Source organism: Paenibacillus sp. FSL M7-0134 (assembly GCF_038007865.1).
Lineage (GTDB): Bacteria > Bacillota > Bacilli > Paenibacillales > Paenibacillaceae > Paenibacillus > Paenibacillus polymyxa_B.
Window position 1 is genome coordinate 2,096,846 of record NZ_JBBOXV010000002.1, and the last position, 18,811, is coordinate 2,115,656.

Genomic DNA, 18,811 nt, shown 5'->3' on the forward strand with positions numbered 1-18,811 from the left:
TAGCTCCTACCGTTTTGTATGGAGCTTCCATCATATTGTGATGGACGGCTGGTGCCTGTCGCTGGTGACGGACGAAGTGTTTGGTGCATATGTTGCCCTGCTGGAGCACAAGCAGCCAGAGCTCGCGCCTGTCAAGCCGTATAGTGACTATATCGAATGGTTGGAAGATCAGGATGCACAGGAAGCGACCCGTTATTGGAGTGACTATTTGGCGGGTTTTGAGCAGCAAACCTTGTTGCCTGGTGAGAACGCACAAGCTTCTGTAGTCGCACGGGATGAAGAACCAGACGGAAGCGGTGCGGGTTCCCATTCCGGCTATGTTTCAGAAAAGCTGCCGTTTATGTTGGGTAAAGAACGGACCGCGGCATTGAACCAAATGGCTAAGCAACAACATGTCACGATTAACACCTTGCTGCAAAGCGTGTGGGGCGTTATTTTACAGCAATACAATAATCATCAGGATGTTGTATTTGGTGGTGTGGTATCCGGTCGTCCAGCAGACATTCCGGGTGTGGAGAATATGATCGGGTTGTTTATCAACACGATTCCGGTACGTATTTGCAGTGCACCGGATGCTACATTTGCAGAAGTATTGCAGCGCACACAGGAACAGGCTTTGGCCTCTGGTGTCTATGACACGTTCCCGTTATACGACATTCAGGCACTGACTGCACAAAAACAAGACCTGATTCATCACATTATGGTCTTTGAAAACTACCCGATCGGGCAACAGATGAAGCAGATGGGCGGTTCCGGTGAGACAAGAGCACAAAATGGCTTCTCTATTGCCAATGTGGCACTTGCCGAGCAAACCAACTACGATTTCAACCTGATTGTCGTGCCTGACGAGGATATCTCCATCCTGCTTGAATACAATGCTCTGGTGTATAGTCGGTCTGCCATGGAGCGTATCCAGGGGCATATCGACCATGTCATCGGACAAATTGTGGACAATCCGAATATCCGTTTGAATGAGCTGGAATTGGTAACACCGGTAGAACAGGCACAGATCGTTCAGGTCTGGGGGGATACGGCGGCAGCCTATCCGCAGGATCAGACGTTAAGTGTGCTGTTCGAGCAGCAGGTAGCGAACACACCGGAGCAAGTGGCGGTACTATGCGGAGCGGAGTCGTTGACCTACGCGGAGCTGAGTGAGCGAGCCAACCGTTTGGCTCGGACGCTACGTGCGGAAGGTGTTGAACCAGATCAGCCTGTAGGCATACTGGTTCACCGTTCGCTGGACATGATCGTAGGCATCTACGCGATCCTCAAAGCAGGCGGAGCCTACGTGCCCATCGATCCAGACTATCCGGCGGATCGTATCCGCTTTATGCTGGAGGACTCGGGCGCGAAGCTAGTTCTGACGCAATCGCATCTGGCGGAGCAAGCATCACTGAGTTTCGACGGCAAGGTGCTGGTGCTGGATCGCGAGGACATTTACCACGAAGATGGCTCGAATCTGGAGCCACTGGCCGGACCACACCATGTAGCCTATGTCATCTATACGTCCGGTTCCACGGGGAAACCGAAGGGCGTGATGGTGGAGCACCATTCTGTGCTAAATCGGATTTTGTGGATGCATGATCGTTACGGCTTGAGTGCGGAAGATACGATTCTGCAAAAGACGGCCTTCACGTTCGACGTGTCGGTGTGGGAGCTGTTCTGGTGGTCGCTGGTCGGCTCAAAGGTAAGCCTGCTGTCGGTGGGTGGGGAAAAGAACCCGGAAGACATCGTCGACACGATTGCCCGCGATGGCGTGAGCACGATGCACTTTGTACCCTCCATGCTGCATGCGTTCCTGGAATATGTAGAGCAGCAGCCACGGGAAGTGATGCAAGCGAAGCTGGGTACGTTGCGCCATGTCTTTGCCAGTGGCGAAGCATTACCGCCACAGCATGTCGCACGGTTCCAACGGCTTGTGTCGAGCCTGGCTGGAGCGAAGCTGATCAACCTGTATGGTCCAACCGAAGCGACGGTGGACGTGTCGTACTTCGATTGCGAGCCGAATGAAACCTATGCGGTCATTCCAATCGGGAAACCGATTCAGAATATTCGTCTGTACATCGTGAAGGAAGGCACGGAGCAATTGCAGCCGATCGGGGTTGCAGGGGAGCTGTGCATCGGCGGTGTCGGCGTAGCACGGGGCTATCTGAACCGACCGGAGCTGACGGCCGAGAAATTCGTAGCCGATCCGTTTTCCGGTGGTGAAGCCGGGTATGAACGGATGTACCGCACAGGCGATTTGGCGAGATGGATGCCGGACGGCAACATTGAATATCTGGGCCGGATCGACCATCAAGTGAAAATCCGGGGTTACCGGATTGAGCTGGGCGAGGTCGAATCGCAGCTGCTGCAAGTGGAATCGGTACGCGAAGCCGTGGTCATGGCGCGTGCAGACGAAACGGGCCAGAAACAAATGGTGGCGTACTATGTCGCCGGACAAGAGCTCGGAGCCAGCGAGCTGAGAAGTGAGCTGGGCCGGGAGCTGCCAAGCTACATGGTGCCATCGTACTTTGTACAGCTGGAGCAGATGCCGCTGAGTCCAAATGGCAAAATCGACCGCAAGGCCCTGCCCGCACCGGCAGGCAGCCTGCAAACCGGAGCCGATTATGCTGAGCCGCGTACCGCGCAAGAACGCGCTCTGGTAGCGGTCTGGCAGTCGGTACTGGGACTACAGACTGTCGGTATTTTGGACAATTTCTTTGATCTGGGCGGCGATTCGATCAAGGCGATCCAAATCGCATCGCGTGCATTCCAGGCCGGCTATAAGCTGGACATGAAGGATTTATTCCAGTATCCAACGGTTGCAACACTGGCACCGCATATGCACGAGGTCAGTCGTATGGCAGATCAAGGAGAAGTGAGCGGGGAAACCGCTTTGATTCCGATCCAGCATTGGTTCTTTGCGCAGGAGCGCGAGCGTCCGCAGCACTTTAATCAGGCGGTCATGCTCTATCGTGCCGAGGGCTTTGATGAGACGTCGGTTCGCCAAGTCATGGATCACATCGTGAAGCATCATGATGCGCTTCGTACAGTTTTCCGTCAGACTTCCTCGGGTTATACGGCTTGGACACGCGGTGTAGATGAAGGCGCGTTGTATACGCTGGAAACCGCAGACTACCGTGAACAAGTAGCCTATGCGGAAGCGCTGGAAGCGAAGGCAGATGAAATCCAAAGCAGCATCGACCTGTCCGCAGGACCTTTGGTCAAACTCGGATTGTTCCGCACAGCAAAGGGAGATCATTTGCTCATAGCCATTCACCATTTGGTGATAGACGGGGTGTCGTGGCGGATTCTGTTTGAAGATTTCTCGACTGGCTACGAACAGGCGATCAAAGGCGACCCTGTACGATTGCCCTATAAAACGGATTCCTTCCAAACATGGGCACGGGAGCTGTCGTCTTACGCCAACCGTCCTGCGGAGGCGTCGGATGAAATTTACTGGAAGCAGCTGGAACAGGCCAAAGCGGAAGCGGCGCCGCTGCCTAAGGATTTTGCCTATGAGGGCTCCTTGAATGCAGACAGCGAAGTGCTGACGGTAGAGTGGACCGAAGCTGAAACTCAGCAGCTGCTGAAGCAGGCCCATCGCGCCTATAACACCGAGGTCAATGATTTGCTGCTGACCGCGTTAGGATTGGCGATGCACAATTGGACAGGCGCCGGACAGGTGCTGGTGAATCTGGAGGGACATGGCCGGGAAGCAATCCTGCCAGAGGTGGATATAACACGTACAGTAGGCTGGTTTACGAGCTTGTATCCGGTGCTGCTGGACACAGATGTCAACCTGACACTGGCCCAGCGGATTAAAGAAACGAAGGAAGGTCTGCGCCGCATTCCACATAAAGGGTTGACCTATGGCACATGGCGCTACCTGTCCCCTGCGTTCGCGTCGGATGAAGCGCAGGCGATTGGAGCAGAACCGGAAATCAGCTTTAACTATTTGGGACAGGTCGATCAGGATGTGCAAAATAGTGGAATCTCATTGTCATCCTATAGCGCAGGGGAGACAGAGGATGCCCATTCACCGTTACTCTACACGCTGGATTTGAATGCGATGATCTCGGAAGGCACGCTGCACTTGACGATCGCTTACAGTCGTAAGCAGTATCGCAAAGAAACGCTGGAACGTGTGGCGGGACTGCTACAATCCGCTTTGCAAGAGGTGATTACACATTGTGTCGCTCAGGAACAGCCGGAGCTGACGCCGAGTGATGTGTCCTTCCAGGGTCTGACGACTGGAGAACTGGAGCACATGGCAGCGCAGGCCGCACATATAGGTGAGCTGGAAAATGTATACGCGCTGACGCCGATGCAAAAGGGCATGCTCTTTTACAATCTGATGGACTCTCAATCGGGAGCTTATTTTGAACAGGCCTCCTTTGATCTGCAAGGACATTTTAATATCGATGCGTTTGCGGCAAGTTTGGATGTATTGGTGCAGCGGCATACAGCACTGCGCACGAACTTCTACAGTGGCTGGAAGGATGAACCGCTGCAGGTCGTGTACCGCAATAAGCACAGTGAACTCTATGTGGAAGATTTGCGAGATATGGAGGAAGTGCAGCAAAACGAGTACATCCTCGAATATACGCGCAAAGACAAGCAAAGAGGCTTTGATCTGGCGCAGGATGCTTTGATGCGTGTCGCCGTTTTGCGCATAGGTGAGGATGCGTACCGTTTTGTATGGAGCTTCCATCATATCGTGATGGACGGCTGGTGCTTGTCGCTGGTGACCAATGAAGTGTTTGCAAGTTATTTTTCGATACTGGCCCATAAACAGCCGGAACTGGCCCCTGTAACGCCATACAGTCAATATATCGAATGGCTGGAGCAGCAGGATCGTCAGGCCGCATCAGGTTACTGGAGCAAGGTTCTGGAAGGATATGAGGAACAGTCCCGCCTGCCACAGGCTAAAATTCAGGGCAAAACAGGATATCAGGCGGAGCGTCTAGATTTTGACTTGGGCGCGGAGCTAACGGCAGGCATTCAGCGCATAGCCAAGCGTTATCAGGTAACGATCAATACGTTGATGCAGACGGTGTGGGGCCTTTTGCTGCAAAAATATAATGGCACAGATGATGTGGTGTTTGGCAGCGTGGTATCTGGACGTCCGGCAGACATTCCGAATGTGGAGCACATCATAGGTTTGTTTATCAATACCATTCCTGTACGCATCCGCAGTCAAGTGGACAGCTTATTCTCAGACGTGATGAAGCAAACCCAGGAGCAATCCATTGCTTCCCATGCCTATGATACGTACCCGCTGTATGAAATTCTGGGGCTGTCGGAGCTTAAGCAGGATTTGATCAATCATATTCTTATTTTTGAGAACTATCCGGTAGAGGAACAATTGGAGCAATTAGGCAACGACGATGAGTCCAGCTTCAGCATCACCGGAGCCGAGTCTGTCGAGCAGACCAACTATGACTTTAACCTGGTGGTACTGCCAGGGAACACCATTCACATGAGCTTTGGTTATAATGCACTGGCCTTTGAACGGGAAAGTGTAGAGCAAATTCGAGGTCATCTGGTACAGCTGCTGGAACAGGTGACAGCGAAGCCGGACATTCGCGTACATGAGCTGGATATGGTAACCGCGCAGGAGCGCAAGCAAATTCTCAGCGTATGGGGAAATACAGCTGCTGAGTATCCAAACGAGCAAACGATTCATGGCTTGTTCGAGGCGCAAACCGCGCGGACGCCGGAGCAGACAGCCCTGTTCTTCGAAGGAGAGCAGTTGACCTATCGTGAACTGAATGCACGCGCCAATCGATTAGCTCGTACCTTGCGCAGTCAAGGTGTGACGAAGGATCGTCTGGTGGGTCTGATGACCGAGCGCTCGGTGGACATGATCGTAGGTATCTTCGGGATTTTGAAGGCCGGTGGCGCGTATGTCCCCATCGATCCGACGTATCCAGAAGAGCGTATCCGCTATATGCTGGATGACTCGGGTGCGAAGCTGTTGTTAACGCAAAACCATCTGGTGGATAAAGCAGCTTTTGACGGTAACGTGCTGGTGCTGGATGGAGCACAGAGTGTGTATCACGAGGATGGTTCCAATCTGGAGTCGTTGTCTGGTCCGAACGATCTGGCGTATGTCATTTATACGTCGGGTACAACGGGGCAGCCGAAGGGTGTAATGCTCGAGCATCATGGGCTGTGCAATCTGAAAACGTATTTTGATCAGACGCTTCGGATGAGCACGTCGGATCATGCGTTGCTGTTCGCCAGCTATTCGTTTGATGCGGCTTGCTGGGAAATCTTCCAAGCGCTGTTCTGTGGAGCCACGTTGTATGTGCCAACGTCAGAGACGATTCTGAACTACGAGCGGTTTGAGCAATATATGGCGGATCACCAAATCACGGTAGCAGCTTTGCCGCCAACCTATGCGGTGTATCTGGAGCCAGAACGGATGCCAAACTTGCGTATTCTGTTTACTGCGGGTTCAGCATCCTCAACCGAGCTGGTATACAAGTGGAAGGATCAGGTGGCGTACTACAACGGCTACGGTCCAACCGAAAACTCGGTGGCGACGTCCATCTGGCCGGTATCCGAGGATGAGAGAGCCGGACAGCTGATTTCTATCGGACGCCCTGTGCCGAATCATCGGGTATACATGGTGGATGTGCATGGACATTTGGCTCCGGTGGGCGTAGCGGGTGAACTGTGCGTGTCCGGTCCGGGTCTGGCTCGGGGTTATCTAGATCGTCCAGAGCTGACGGCTGAGAAATTTGTATCGAACCCGTTTGCAGCTGGCGAAGCAGGCTATGAACGGATGTACCGTACGGGTGACTTGGCGAGATGGATGCCAGACGGCAACATCGAATATTTGGGCCGGATCGACCATCAAGTGAAAATCCGGGGCTACCGGATCGAACTGGGTGAGGTTGAAGCACAAATTTTGAAAGTGGAGGACGTACAAGAGGTCATCGTACTGGCCCAGGCAGACGAGCAGGGGCAAAACCAACTGGTGGCGTACTATGTCGCTGAACAAGATGTAAGCGCGGGTGAGCTACGCAGTTTACTGGGTGAGGAGTTGCCAAACTACATGGTGCCATCGTATTTCATCCAGCTGGAGCAAATGCCGCTGACACCGAACGGTAAAATCGACCGCAAGGCCCTGCCGGCACCAGAAGGCAGCCTGCAAAGCGGAGCGGACTATGTAGAGCCGCGCACAGCGCTGGAGCAGACTTTGGTTTCCATTTGGCAGGCCGTGTTGGGGGCGAAGAGAATCGGGATTTTGGATAATTTCTTTGATCTGGGCGGCGATTCGATCAAGGCAATCCAGGTATCCTCCCGTTTGCTGCAAGCGGGCTATAAGCTGGACATGAAGGATTTGTTCCAATATCCTTCTGTCTCGTTGCTGAGTGGTTATGTACACAAGGTCAGCCGTACAGCCGATCAGCGGGTAGTTTTGGGAAGCGCCAAGCTAACCCCGATTCAGCAATGGTTCTTTGGACAATCCTCGGCAGAGCCGTATTATTTTAACCAGTCGGTGATGCTGTATAGAGCACAAGGCTTTGATGAAGCCGCATTGCATCAAACGGTGACCAAGGTAACGGAGCATCATGATGCGTTGCGTATGGTCTTCCGTCAGACCGAACAGGGCTATGAAGCGTGGAATCGCGGTTTGAACGAAGGTCAGCTATACAGTCTGGACGTTGTTGATTTGACGGGTATCGAAGACGCTGCAGATGTGGCGGTGGCGATTGAAACGAAAGCCAATGCCATCCAAGGTTCCATTCGTCTGAACGAAGGACCGCTGGTGAAGCTGGGACTTTTCCGCTGCATGGATGGGGATCATCTACTGATTGCCATTCACCATTTGGTCGTAGACGGGATTTCGTGGCGGATTGTGTTTGAGGATTTTGCCACGGGATATGAGCAGGCGGTTCGTGGAGAAGCCATTCGTTTGCCCTATAAAACGGACTCTTTCTCCACTTGGGCAGAGCGCTTATCACAATATGCGAATAGTCCGGCCATCGAAGACGAACGCGAATACTGGCACCGTCTTGCCCAAACGGAAGTCGCATCGTTGTCTAAGGATCATGAGAGAGCGGAAGGACAGCATTATCCGCTGAGAGACAGTGAAATTGTGACCGTGGCTTGGAGCGAGCAGGAAACACGGATGTTGCTTCAAGAAGTACACCGTGCGTACCACACCGAGGTCAATGATCTGCTGTTAACCGCACTCGGCACAGCGGTATATAACTGGAGCGGGCAGGAGCGTGTGCTGGTCAATCTGGAGGGACATGGCCGGGAAGCCATTGTTCCAGATATCGACATCACCCGTACCGTGGGCTGGTTTACAAGCCAATATCCGGTGCTGCTGGGTGTGGACGGAAAGGCAGAAGTAGGGCAGCGAATCAAACGGGTGAAGGAAGACCTGCGCCATGTGCCACAAAAGGGCATTGGCTACGGCATTTTGAAATATATGTCTCAGGATGATGCCCATCATTCCCTTGCCTTGCAGCCTGAAATTAGCTTTAACTATTTGGGACAATTTGATCAGGACTTGGAAAATGGGGATATCACGCTGTCTTCACATCTAGGTGGAGAGCCGATGAGTGATCATACCGTACTGGAGCATCCTTTGAATGTGAACGGAATGATTACGGCGGGCGCGCTGACACTGGAAATTCGCTATGACAGTAAGGTATATCATCAGCAAAATGTAGAAAACTTTGCGCAGTTGCTGCAGGAAAGCTTGCAGGAAGTGATCGCTCATTGTGCCTCCAAAGAGCGGAGTGAGCTAACACCAAGCGATGTATTGTTCAAGGGCTTGTCACTGGAACAACTGGAACAGTTGACGGAGCAAACTTCTTCTGTAGGCGAGCTGGAAAATGTGTATGCTCTTTCGCCTATGCAGAAGGGGATGCTGTTCCATAATCTGATGGAGCCGGAGTCAGGCGCCTACTTCCAGCAAGCGTCGTTTGATCAAAAAGGAAGCTTTGATGTTGAAATTTTCCGCAAGAGTCTGGATGTACTGACACAGCGTCATGAAGCGCTGCGGACGAATTTCCATATGTTTGAGACAGGGCACAGTCAGGAGCCATTGCAGATCGTGTTCCGTCACAAAGATAGCGACCTTTCCTTCCAGGATGTACGCGGCATGCAGGAAGCGGAGCAACAGGCGTATATCCAGGCGTTTAAACTGGAGGACCAAGCTAGAGGCTTTAATCTCGGAACCGATGCACTCATGCGCGTACAGGTATTGCAAACAGATGAAGAAACGTATCACTTGGTATGGAGCTTCCATCACATTGTCATGGATGGCTGGTGCTTATCGCTGGTTACTGGTGAAGTGTTTGGTACGTACTTTGCGCTGCTGGAGCAGAAGCAGCCAGAGCTTGCTCCTATCACACCGTATGGCCAATATATCGAATGGCTAGAGCGTCAGGATGAACGTGCGGCAAAAGAGTATTGGAGCAGCTATTTGGCGGGCTTTGAACAGCAGACGTTATTACCTGGATCGGATACTTCACCGAAAGACCAAGTGGCGGACAGCGGAGATCATACTGTATCCACTACAACAAGCGACACCAGCGAATATATCTCTGAAAAAATAACGGTAGATCTGGATCCAACGTGGAGCGAAGCCATACACCGGATTGCGAAGCAGCAGCAGGTCACGATTAATACGCTGATGCAGAGCGTGTGGGGCCTTATTTTGCAGAAATATAACAACAATGAGGATGTTATTTTCGGTAGTGTCGTATCGGGACGTCCAACAGATATTGCCGGCGTAGAGCATATGATCGGTTTGTTCATTAATACGATCCCGGTTCGGATTCAAAGTGAACGGAATGCCACTTTTGTGGAAGTGATGCGGAAAACGCAGGAACAGGCACTGGCCTCGGGAGCCTATGACAGCTTCCCTCTGTATGAAATTCAGGCGTTGACCGAGCAGAAGCAAAATCTGATTAACCACATTATGGTATTTGAGAATTATCCGGTAGAGGAGCAAGTTGAGCAGCTGGGTGAAGTTCGTCCGTCCGCTTTTGAAATTACGAATGTAGAGGTTGTTGAGCAAACGAATTATGATCTGGACTTGATTGTGATGCCCGATGAGCTTTTCCGCATCATGTTCAGATATAACGCCAATGTATACGACCGGTCTACGATAGAGCGGATGCAAGGACATGTACTGCATGTCATCGAGCAAATTATCGACAATCCGCATATCCGAGTAAATGAGCTAGAATTGGTGACACCGGAAGAGCAGGCGCAGATCGTTCAGGTGTGGGGAGATACGGCGGCAGCCTATCCGCAGGATCAGACGCTAAGTGCAACGTTTGAGCAGCAGGCGGCACGAACACCGGATCAGGTGGCAGTGTTGTGCGGAGCGGAATCGTTGACCTACGCGGAGCTGAATGAGCGAGCCAACCGTCTCGCACGCACCTTGCGTGCGGAAGGTGTTGAACCGGATCAGCCTGTAGGCATACTGGTTCACCGTTCGCTGGACATGATCGTAGGCATCTACGCGATCCTCAAAGCAGGCGGAGCCTACGTGCCCATCGATCCAGACTATCCAGCGGATCGTATCCGCTTTATGCTGGAGGACTCGGAAGCGAAGTTGGTACTGACGCAATCGCATCTGGCGGAGCAAGCATCACTGAGTTTCGACGGCAAGGTGCTGTTGCTGGATCGCGAGGACATTTACCACGAAGATGGCTCGAATTTGGAGCCACTGGCCGGACCGCACCATGTAGCCTATGTCATCTATACCTCTGGCTCCACGGGGAAACCGAAGGGCGTGATGGTGGAGCACCATTCCGTTTTGAACCGGATTTTGTGGATGCATGATCGTTATGGCTTGAGTGCGGAAGATACGATTCTGCAAAAGACGGCCATCACGTTCGACGTGTCGGTGTGGGAGCTGTTCTGGTGGTCGCTGGTCGGCTCGAAGGTGAGCTTGCTGTCGGTCGGCGGGGAAAAGAACCCGGAAGACATCGTCGACACGATTGCTCGCGATGGTGTGAGCACGATGCACTTTGTACCCGCCATGCTGCATGCGTTCCTGGAATATGTAGAGCAGCAGCCACGGGAAGTGATGCAAGCGAAGCTGGGTACGTTGCGCCATGTCTTTGCCAGTGGTGAAGCATTACCGCCACAGCATGTCGCACGATTCCAACGGCTTGTGTCGAGCCTAGCGGGAGCAAAGCTGATCAACCTGTATGGTCCAACCGAAGCGACGGTGGACGTGTCGTACTTCGATTGTGAACCGGATGAGGAATATGGAGTTATTCCGATCGGAAAACCGATTCAAAACATTCGTCTGTACATCGTGAAGGAAGGCACGGAGCAATTGCAGCCGATCGGGGTTGCGGGTGAGCTGTGCATCGGCGGTGTCGGCGTAGCCCGAGGTTATCTGAACCGTCCAGAACTGACGGCCGAGAAATTTGTGAAAGATCCGTTTGCTGGCGGGGAAGCAGGCTATGAGCGGATGTACCGCACAGGCGATTTGGCGAGATGGATGCCGGACGGCAACATTGAATATCTGGGCCGGATCGACCATCAAGTCAAAATCCGGGGCTACCGGATTGAACTGGGAGAGGTCGAAACGCAGCTGCTCCAAGTGGAATCGGTACGCGAAGCCGTAGTCACGGCTCGCGCGGATGAAACGGGACAAAAACAAATGGTGGCGTACTATGTCGCCGGACAAGAAATGGGTGCCAGCGAGCTGAGAAGTGAGCTGGGCCGGGAGCTGCCAAGCTACATGGTGCCATCGTACTTTGTACAGCTGGAGCAAATGCCGCTGAGTCCAAATGGCAAAATTGACCGCAAGGCCCTGCCAGCACCGGAAGGCAGCCTGCAAAGCGGAGCCGATTATGTCGCACCGCGGACGTGGGTGGAAGTGAAGCTGGCACACATTTGGCAGGATGTGCTGGGCCTCACGCAGGTCGGTGTGAAGGAAAACTTCTTCGAGATTGGCGGACACTCGCTGCGGGCGACGACACTGGCCTCGAAGATTCACAAGGAGCTGAACAAGCCACTTCCACTGCGCAGTATTTTTGAAGCACCAACCATTGAACAGTTGGCAGTCGTACTGGAACAGCTGGATCAAGTAACATACGCGTCCATTCCGGTAACGGAAGAACGCAGCTTCTACCCGTTATCTTCGGCGCAAAAACGACTGTATGTATTGCATCAGTTCGACCCGAATGATGTGAACTACAACATGCCGTCGGTGCTGCAAGTGAGCGGCCCGCTGGATGTGAAACGAGTAGAAGATGTGTTCCGTCAATTGATCGATCGCCATGCAACCTTGCGTACCCGCTTTGAGCTAGTGGACAATGAGCCGATGCAATGGGTTGAGGACACCGTGCCGTTCGAGGTGGAATATACGAAGGTACAGGCAGAGCGTGCGACTTCGGATACAGATCAAGACACAGCTACGTACACGACGATCAGTCAGGAAGCACAAGAACGGGTTCGGCAGTTTGTCCGTCCGTTTGATCTGAAAGCTGCACCGCTGCTGCGGGTAGGCTTGGTAGACTTGGGCGTACAAGGAGCAGAGAAAGAATCACAGCATCTGCTCATGCTCGACATGCACCATATCGTTTCGGATGGTGTGTCGATGGAGGTACTGACCGATGAATTTGTTCGCTTGTATGGCGGTGAAGAGCTATCGCCATTGCGGATTCAGTACAAAGACTATGCGGTCTGGCAGCAAAGCGAAGCCCATCAGGAGTGGATGCAGCGTCAGGAAGCGTACTGGCTCGACACCTTCCGGGGCGGAGTGCCTGTGCTGGATCTGTCAACCGACTTTGCCCGCCCGGCGGTGCAGAGTACGGCAGGGGATACGATCGAATTTGCACTGGAGCGTGAAGTTAGCGAACGCCTGAAAGAACTGGCTTCGCAAACCGGCGCAACCTTGTATATGGTGCTGCTGGCGGCGTACACTACGCTCTTGCATAAATACACAGGCCAAGAAGATATCGTAGTGGGAACGCCGATTGCCGGAAGACCGCATACGGAACTGGAGAGCCTGGTAGGTGTCTTCATCAACACGCTGGCAATCCGCAATTATCCGTCTGGCGACCAATCGTTCCTGGATTATCTGCAAGAGGTAAAGGAGCATGCACTCAGTGCTTATGAGCATCAGGACTATCCTTTTGAAGAGCTGGTTGAAAAGCTGAATTTGACGCGGGATACGAGCCGGAATGCGCTGTTTGACACGATGTTTGAGTTGAAAACATTGGAGCAACAGGAATTGCAGCTGGAAGGTCTGACCTTACATTCGTATCCGATAGCCAATAATACGGCCAAATTTGATCTGACCTTGGATGCAGTGGAGCAACCGGAGGGTATTCTGTGCAGTCTGGAATACAGCACGGCGCTGTACAAGCCTGAGACTATTGCGCAATTGGCGCAGCATTTTACCGAACTCGTACGTGCAATTACACTGCATCCGCAGCAGCCACTGGCAGCTTTGGAGATGGTACCTGCCGAGGAAAAAGCACAAATCATCCATGGATTTGGAAATGTGGGGGTATCGGATGTTGCTGCTGTTGAAGCAGAAGCCTTATTCCATACCTTTGTGGAAGAACAGGCACAGCTTGTGCCGGATCACGTGGCGGTGGTGTACGAGGAGCAGCAGCTTACGTACCGGAAACTGAACGAGCGTGCGAACCAATTGGCGCGGAGATTGCGGAATGAAGGCATTGGACGCGAGTCGATTGTCGGCATTTTGAGTGAACGTTCGGTCGACATGCTGGTCGGCGTATTGGCGGTATGGAAAGCTGGAGGCGCCTATGTGCCGCTGGATGCAGACTATCCGTCCGAACGTATTCGTTTCATGTTAGAAGACAGCTGCGCCACGGTACTGTTGACCCAAACAGGCTTGCAGGACCGTGCGCAGGTCTGGCTGGATGAAAGCCGACAGGCCTTGACGGGAGGGCAGTTTAAGGCCGAGTTAGAAACAGCGGCTGGAACGATGGAATCAGGTACTCTCCATGGAACCCTGAATGGAACAGCAGATTCGCCACCTAGCGAAGCAGCATCCGAATCCGCAGCGAACTTGCGTCTGCAGACGATGCTGGCTTTGGATGATGAGTCGCTGTACATCGGTGATACCACAGACGTCGATCATATTAACGAACCGCAGGATCTGGCGTATGTGATCTACACGTCCGGGACAACAGGACGTCCGAAGGGCGTCATGATCGAACATCACAGCTTGGTCAATACGGCTGCGGCGTATCGTCGGGATTACCGTCTGAGCCAGTTCCCGGTACGACTGCTGCAGCTGGCGAGCTTCTCCTTCGACGTCTTCGTCGGGGATATCGCGCGGACGCTCTATAACGGTGGCACGATGGTTATTTGTCCGAAAGACGACCGGATTGATTTTAGCCGTTTGTATGGCTGGATTCGCGATTACCAGATTACAGTGTTCGAATCGACCCCGGCCCTGATCGTACCGTTTATGCAGCATGTGTATGAACAGGGGCTAGACATGAGCAGTCTGGAACTGCTGATTACCAGCTCGGATAGCTGCAGTGTGACGGATTATCGGGTGCTGCAAGAACGATTTGGCGCAGATATCCGCATTATGAACAGCTACGGCGTCACAGAAGCGGCAATCGACTCTAGCTTCTATGATGAAGAGCTGTCGAAGCTACCAAGCAGTGGCAATGTACCGATTGGTCAGGCGTGGCTGAACGCACGCTTCTACATCGTGGACAGCCAGCTGAATCCGGTGCCGATCGGCGTACTGGGCGAGCTGTGCATTGGCGGAGCTGGAGTGGCACGAGGCTACCTGAATCGTGCGGACTTGTCGGCCGAGAAATTCGTAGCGAATCCGTATGTAGCGGGTGAACGATTGTACCGCACAGGTGACCTGGCACGGTGGATGCCGGACGGCAATGTGGACTTTATCGGCCGGATGGATGATCAGGTCAAAATCCGGGGCTTCCGGATTGAACTGGGCGAGGTGGAAGCGCAGCTGTTGACCGTGGAAGGCATTCAGAAAGCCATCGTCACCGCCTGGGAAAACGAAGACGGAGACAAGGATTTGTGTGCGTATATCGTAGCCTCTGAGGCGCTGAATTTGCCCGAGCTGCGTAACATGCTGCAGCCCAAGCTACCGGGTTATATGATCCCGACGTATGTCGTACAACTGGATCATTTCCCGCTGACACCAAACGGGAAAATTGACCGCAAAGCGTTGCCTGCGCCGGAAGCGCGCCTCGAAGGAGGCACGGCGTATGTGGCACCGCGGACACTGCTGGAAGAGCTACTGGTACGTATTTGGCAAAGTGTTCTGAATCATCCGCAGATCGGTATTAAGGACCATTTCTTTGAAGTGGGAGGACATTCTCTGCGCGCCACAACACTGATGGCGAAAATCCATCAGGAGCTGAATTACAAGCTGGCCCTGCGAGATATTTTCCAATATCCGACGATTGAGCAACTGGTGCAGGTGATGGGAGAAGATCAGACGCAGCAAACGTATGTATCCATCCCTGTGGCGGAGGAGCGTGCATATTATCCCGTTTCCTCGGCGCAAAAACGGATGTACGTGCTGAGTCACCTGGAAGGCGGAGAGGTTAGCTACAATATGCCGGGCGCTTTGATTATTGAAGGTTCCTTGGATAAAACGCGACTGGAGCAAGCCTTCCGCCAGCTGATTGCCCGTCATGAAGCCCTGCGAACCCGATTCGACATGGTGGATGGCGAGGTGATTCAACGGATTGAATCGGGCGTCGCATTCAACGTGGAGCATGTGCAGGCAAGCGAAGAAGAGACCCAGCAGTACGCACAGGACTTTGTACGTGCATTTGATCTCGCACAAGCACCGTTGCTGCGGGTTCAGTTGGTGGAAACCGGACCGGAGCGTCACGTCATGCTCTATGACATGCATCATATTATTTCGGATGGTGTCACTGAAGGAATCATCGTGCAGGAGTTCTCTCAATTGTATGAAGGCAAGGAACTGCCGCCCCTGCGCATCCAATACAAGGAATATGCCGTTTGGCAGCATGCCGATATGCAAAGTGAACGTCTTCGTGAGCAGGAAAGCTATTGGCTGAACACGATGGCTGGTGACATTCCGGCGCTGGATATGCCAACGGATTTTGCAAGACCTGCCGTACAGCGTCTGGAAGGAGCTCGATTGGAATTTGCGATCAGCCTGGAGGACAGCGAGCAGTTGAAACAGCTGGCCGCGCAAACCGGCTCCACCTTGTACATGGTGTTGCTGGCCGCGTATAGCACACTCTTGCATAAATATTCGGGGCAGGAGGACATCATCGTCGGCACGCCGATTGCCGGAAGACCGCATGCGGAACTGGAGGGCTTGGTAGGCGTATTCCTCAACACGCTGGCGATCCGCAATTATCCGTCTGGCGACAAAACGTTCCTGGATTACTTGCAAGAGGTGAAAGAGCATGCGCTCAGTGCTTATGAACATCAGGAGTATCCTTTTGAAGAACTGGTTGAAAAGCTGAATTTAACGCGGGATACGAGCCGGAATGCGCTGTTTGACACGATGTTTGAGTTGAAAACATTTGAGCAGCAGGAGTTCGAACTGGAGGGTCTGACCTTTAAGACGTATCCGACGGACAATCATACGGCCAAGTTTGATCTGACTTTGGATGCAGTGGAGCAACCGGAGGGTATTCTGTGCAGTCTGGAATACAGCACGGCGCTGTACAAGCCTGAAACCATCGCGCGATTGGCACAGCATTTTACCGAGCTTGTTCGTGCAATTACCCTTCATCCGCAGCAGTCACTGGCAGCTTTGGATATGGTAACCGTCGAGGAAAAGGCACAAATCATCTACGGTTTTGGAGATGTAGGGGTGTCGGATGTTGCTGCGGTAGAAGCAGGAGCACTGTTCCATACCTTTGTGGAAGAACAAGCGCAGCTTGTACCGGATCACGTGGCGGTGGTGTACGAGGAGCAGCAGCTTACGTACCGCACACTGAACGAGCGTGCGAACCAATTGGCGCGCAGACTGCGAAATGAAGGTATTGGCCGCGAGTCGATTGTTGGCATTTTGAGTGAACGTTCGGTCGACATGCTGGTCGGCGTATTGGCGGTGTGGAAAGCTGGAGGTGCCTATGTGCCGCTAGATGCAGACTATCCGTCAGAACGCATTCGTTTCATGCTGGAGGACAGTGGTGCGACGGTGCTACTGACCCAAACGGGCTTGCAGGAGCGTGCACAGGTCTGGCTGGATGAAAGCCGACAGGCCTCGACCGGAGGGCAGTCTGAAGGCGAGTTGGAAACAGTGGCTGGCGCTGAAACGATGGAATCAGGTACTCTCCATGGAAATCTGAATGGAACAGCAGATTCGCCATCTAATAGCGAAGCAGCATCCGAATCCGTAGCGAACTTGCGTCTGCATACCGTGCTGGCGCTGGACGATGAGTCGCTGTATACCGGAAACACCACCGATATCGAGCACATCAACGAACCGCAGGATCTGGCGTATGTGATCTACACGTCCGGTACAACGGGACGTCCGAAGGGCGTCATGATTGAGCATCGCAGCTTGGTGAATACGGCTGCGGCGTATCGTCGGGATTACCGTCTGAACCGTTTCCCGGTACGATTGCTACAACTGGCAAGCTTCTCCTTCGACGTGTTCGTCGGCGATATTGCGCGGACGCTTTATAACGGCGGCACGATGGTCATCTGTCCGAAGGACGACCGGATTGATCCAAGCCGTCTATATGGCTGGATTCGCGATTACCAGATTACGGTATTCGAATCGACCCCGGCCCTGATCGTACCGTTTATGCAGCATGTATATGAACAGGGACTGGACATGAGCAGTCTGGAATTGCTGATCACCAGCTCGGATAGCTGCAGCGTGACGGATTATCGGGCACTGCAAGAACGATTTGGCGCAGATATCCGCATTATGAACAGCTACGGCGTCACGGAAGCAGCGATTGACTCTAGCTTCTATGATGAAGAGCTGTCGAAGCTGCCAAGCAGCGGCAGTGTACCGATTGGCCAAGCGTGGCTGAACGCGCGCTTCTACATCGTGGACAGCCAGCTGAATCCGGTGCCGATCGGTGTACTGGGTGAGCTGTGTATTGGCGGAGCTGGGGTAGCACGGGGCTACCTGAACCGTGCAGAACTGACGGCCGAGAAATTTGTAGCGAACCCGTACGTACCGGGTGAACGATTGTACCGCACAGGCGACTTGGCGCGGTGGATGCCGGACGGCAATGTGGACTTTATCGGCCGGATGGACTATCAAGTGAAAATCCGGGGCTACCGGATCGAGCTGGGTGAGATTGAAACGGCGATCCAGCGGGTGCCGGGTGTGCGTCAAGCGGTAGTCATCGACCGGACGGATGAGCGTGGACACAAGTATTTGTGCGGATACATCACAGGAGAAGCAGAGCTGCGGATTGAGGAGGTACAGGCCGAGCTGGAAGCCGGACTGCCAGCACATATGGTACCTGCACGCTTGATGCGACTGAAGACCTTGCCACTGACCCACAATGGAAAAATCGACCGTAAGGCCTTGCCGGAACCGGAAGGAAGCATCCATACAGGTGCAGCCTATGTGGCACCGCGTACCACGGTGGAACAAGTATTGGCTGCGGTATGGGCCGGAGTACTCGGCGTGGAAGCGGTAGGCACGCAGGATAACTTCTTCGAACTGGGTGGCGATTCGATCAAGGCGCTGCAAGTATCCTCCCGATTGCTGCAAGCAGGTTATCGACTGGAGATGAAAGACCTGTTCAGTCATCCAACCGTGTCTGCATTGGCACTGAAAGTCCAAACGGTGACCAGATTGGCGGATCAGAGTGAAGTGGTGGGCGCTGTGAAACTGACACCTGTTCAA

Annotated in this window: 1 protein-coding gene (only partly in view); it reads left to right on the forward strand. The window is 53.2% G+C overall.

This entire window lies inside a single protein-coding gene on the forward strand: locus tag NSQ58_RS25160, encoding a non-ribosomal peptide synthase/polyketide synthase (RefSeq protein ID WP_341058403.1). The 42,357-nt coding sequence extends 14,432 nt beyond the window's left edge and 9,114 nt beyond its right edge, so the window shows coding positions 14,433-33,243 — codons 4,811 (partial) to 11,081 (complete); the first codon wholly inside the window starts at position 2. Both the start codon and the stop codon lie outside the window.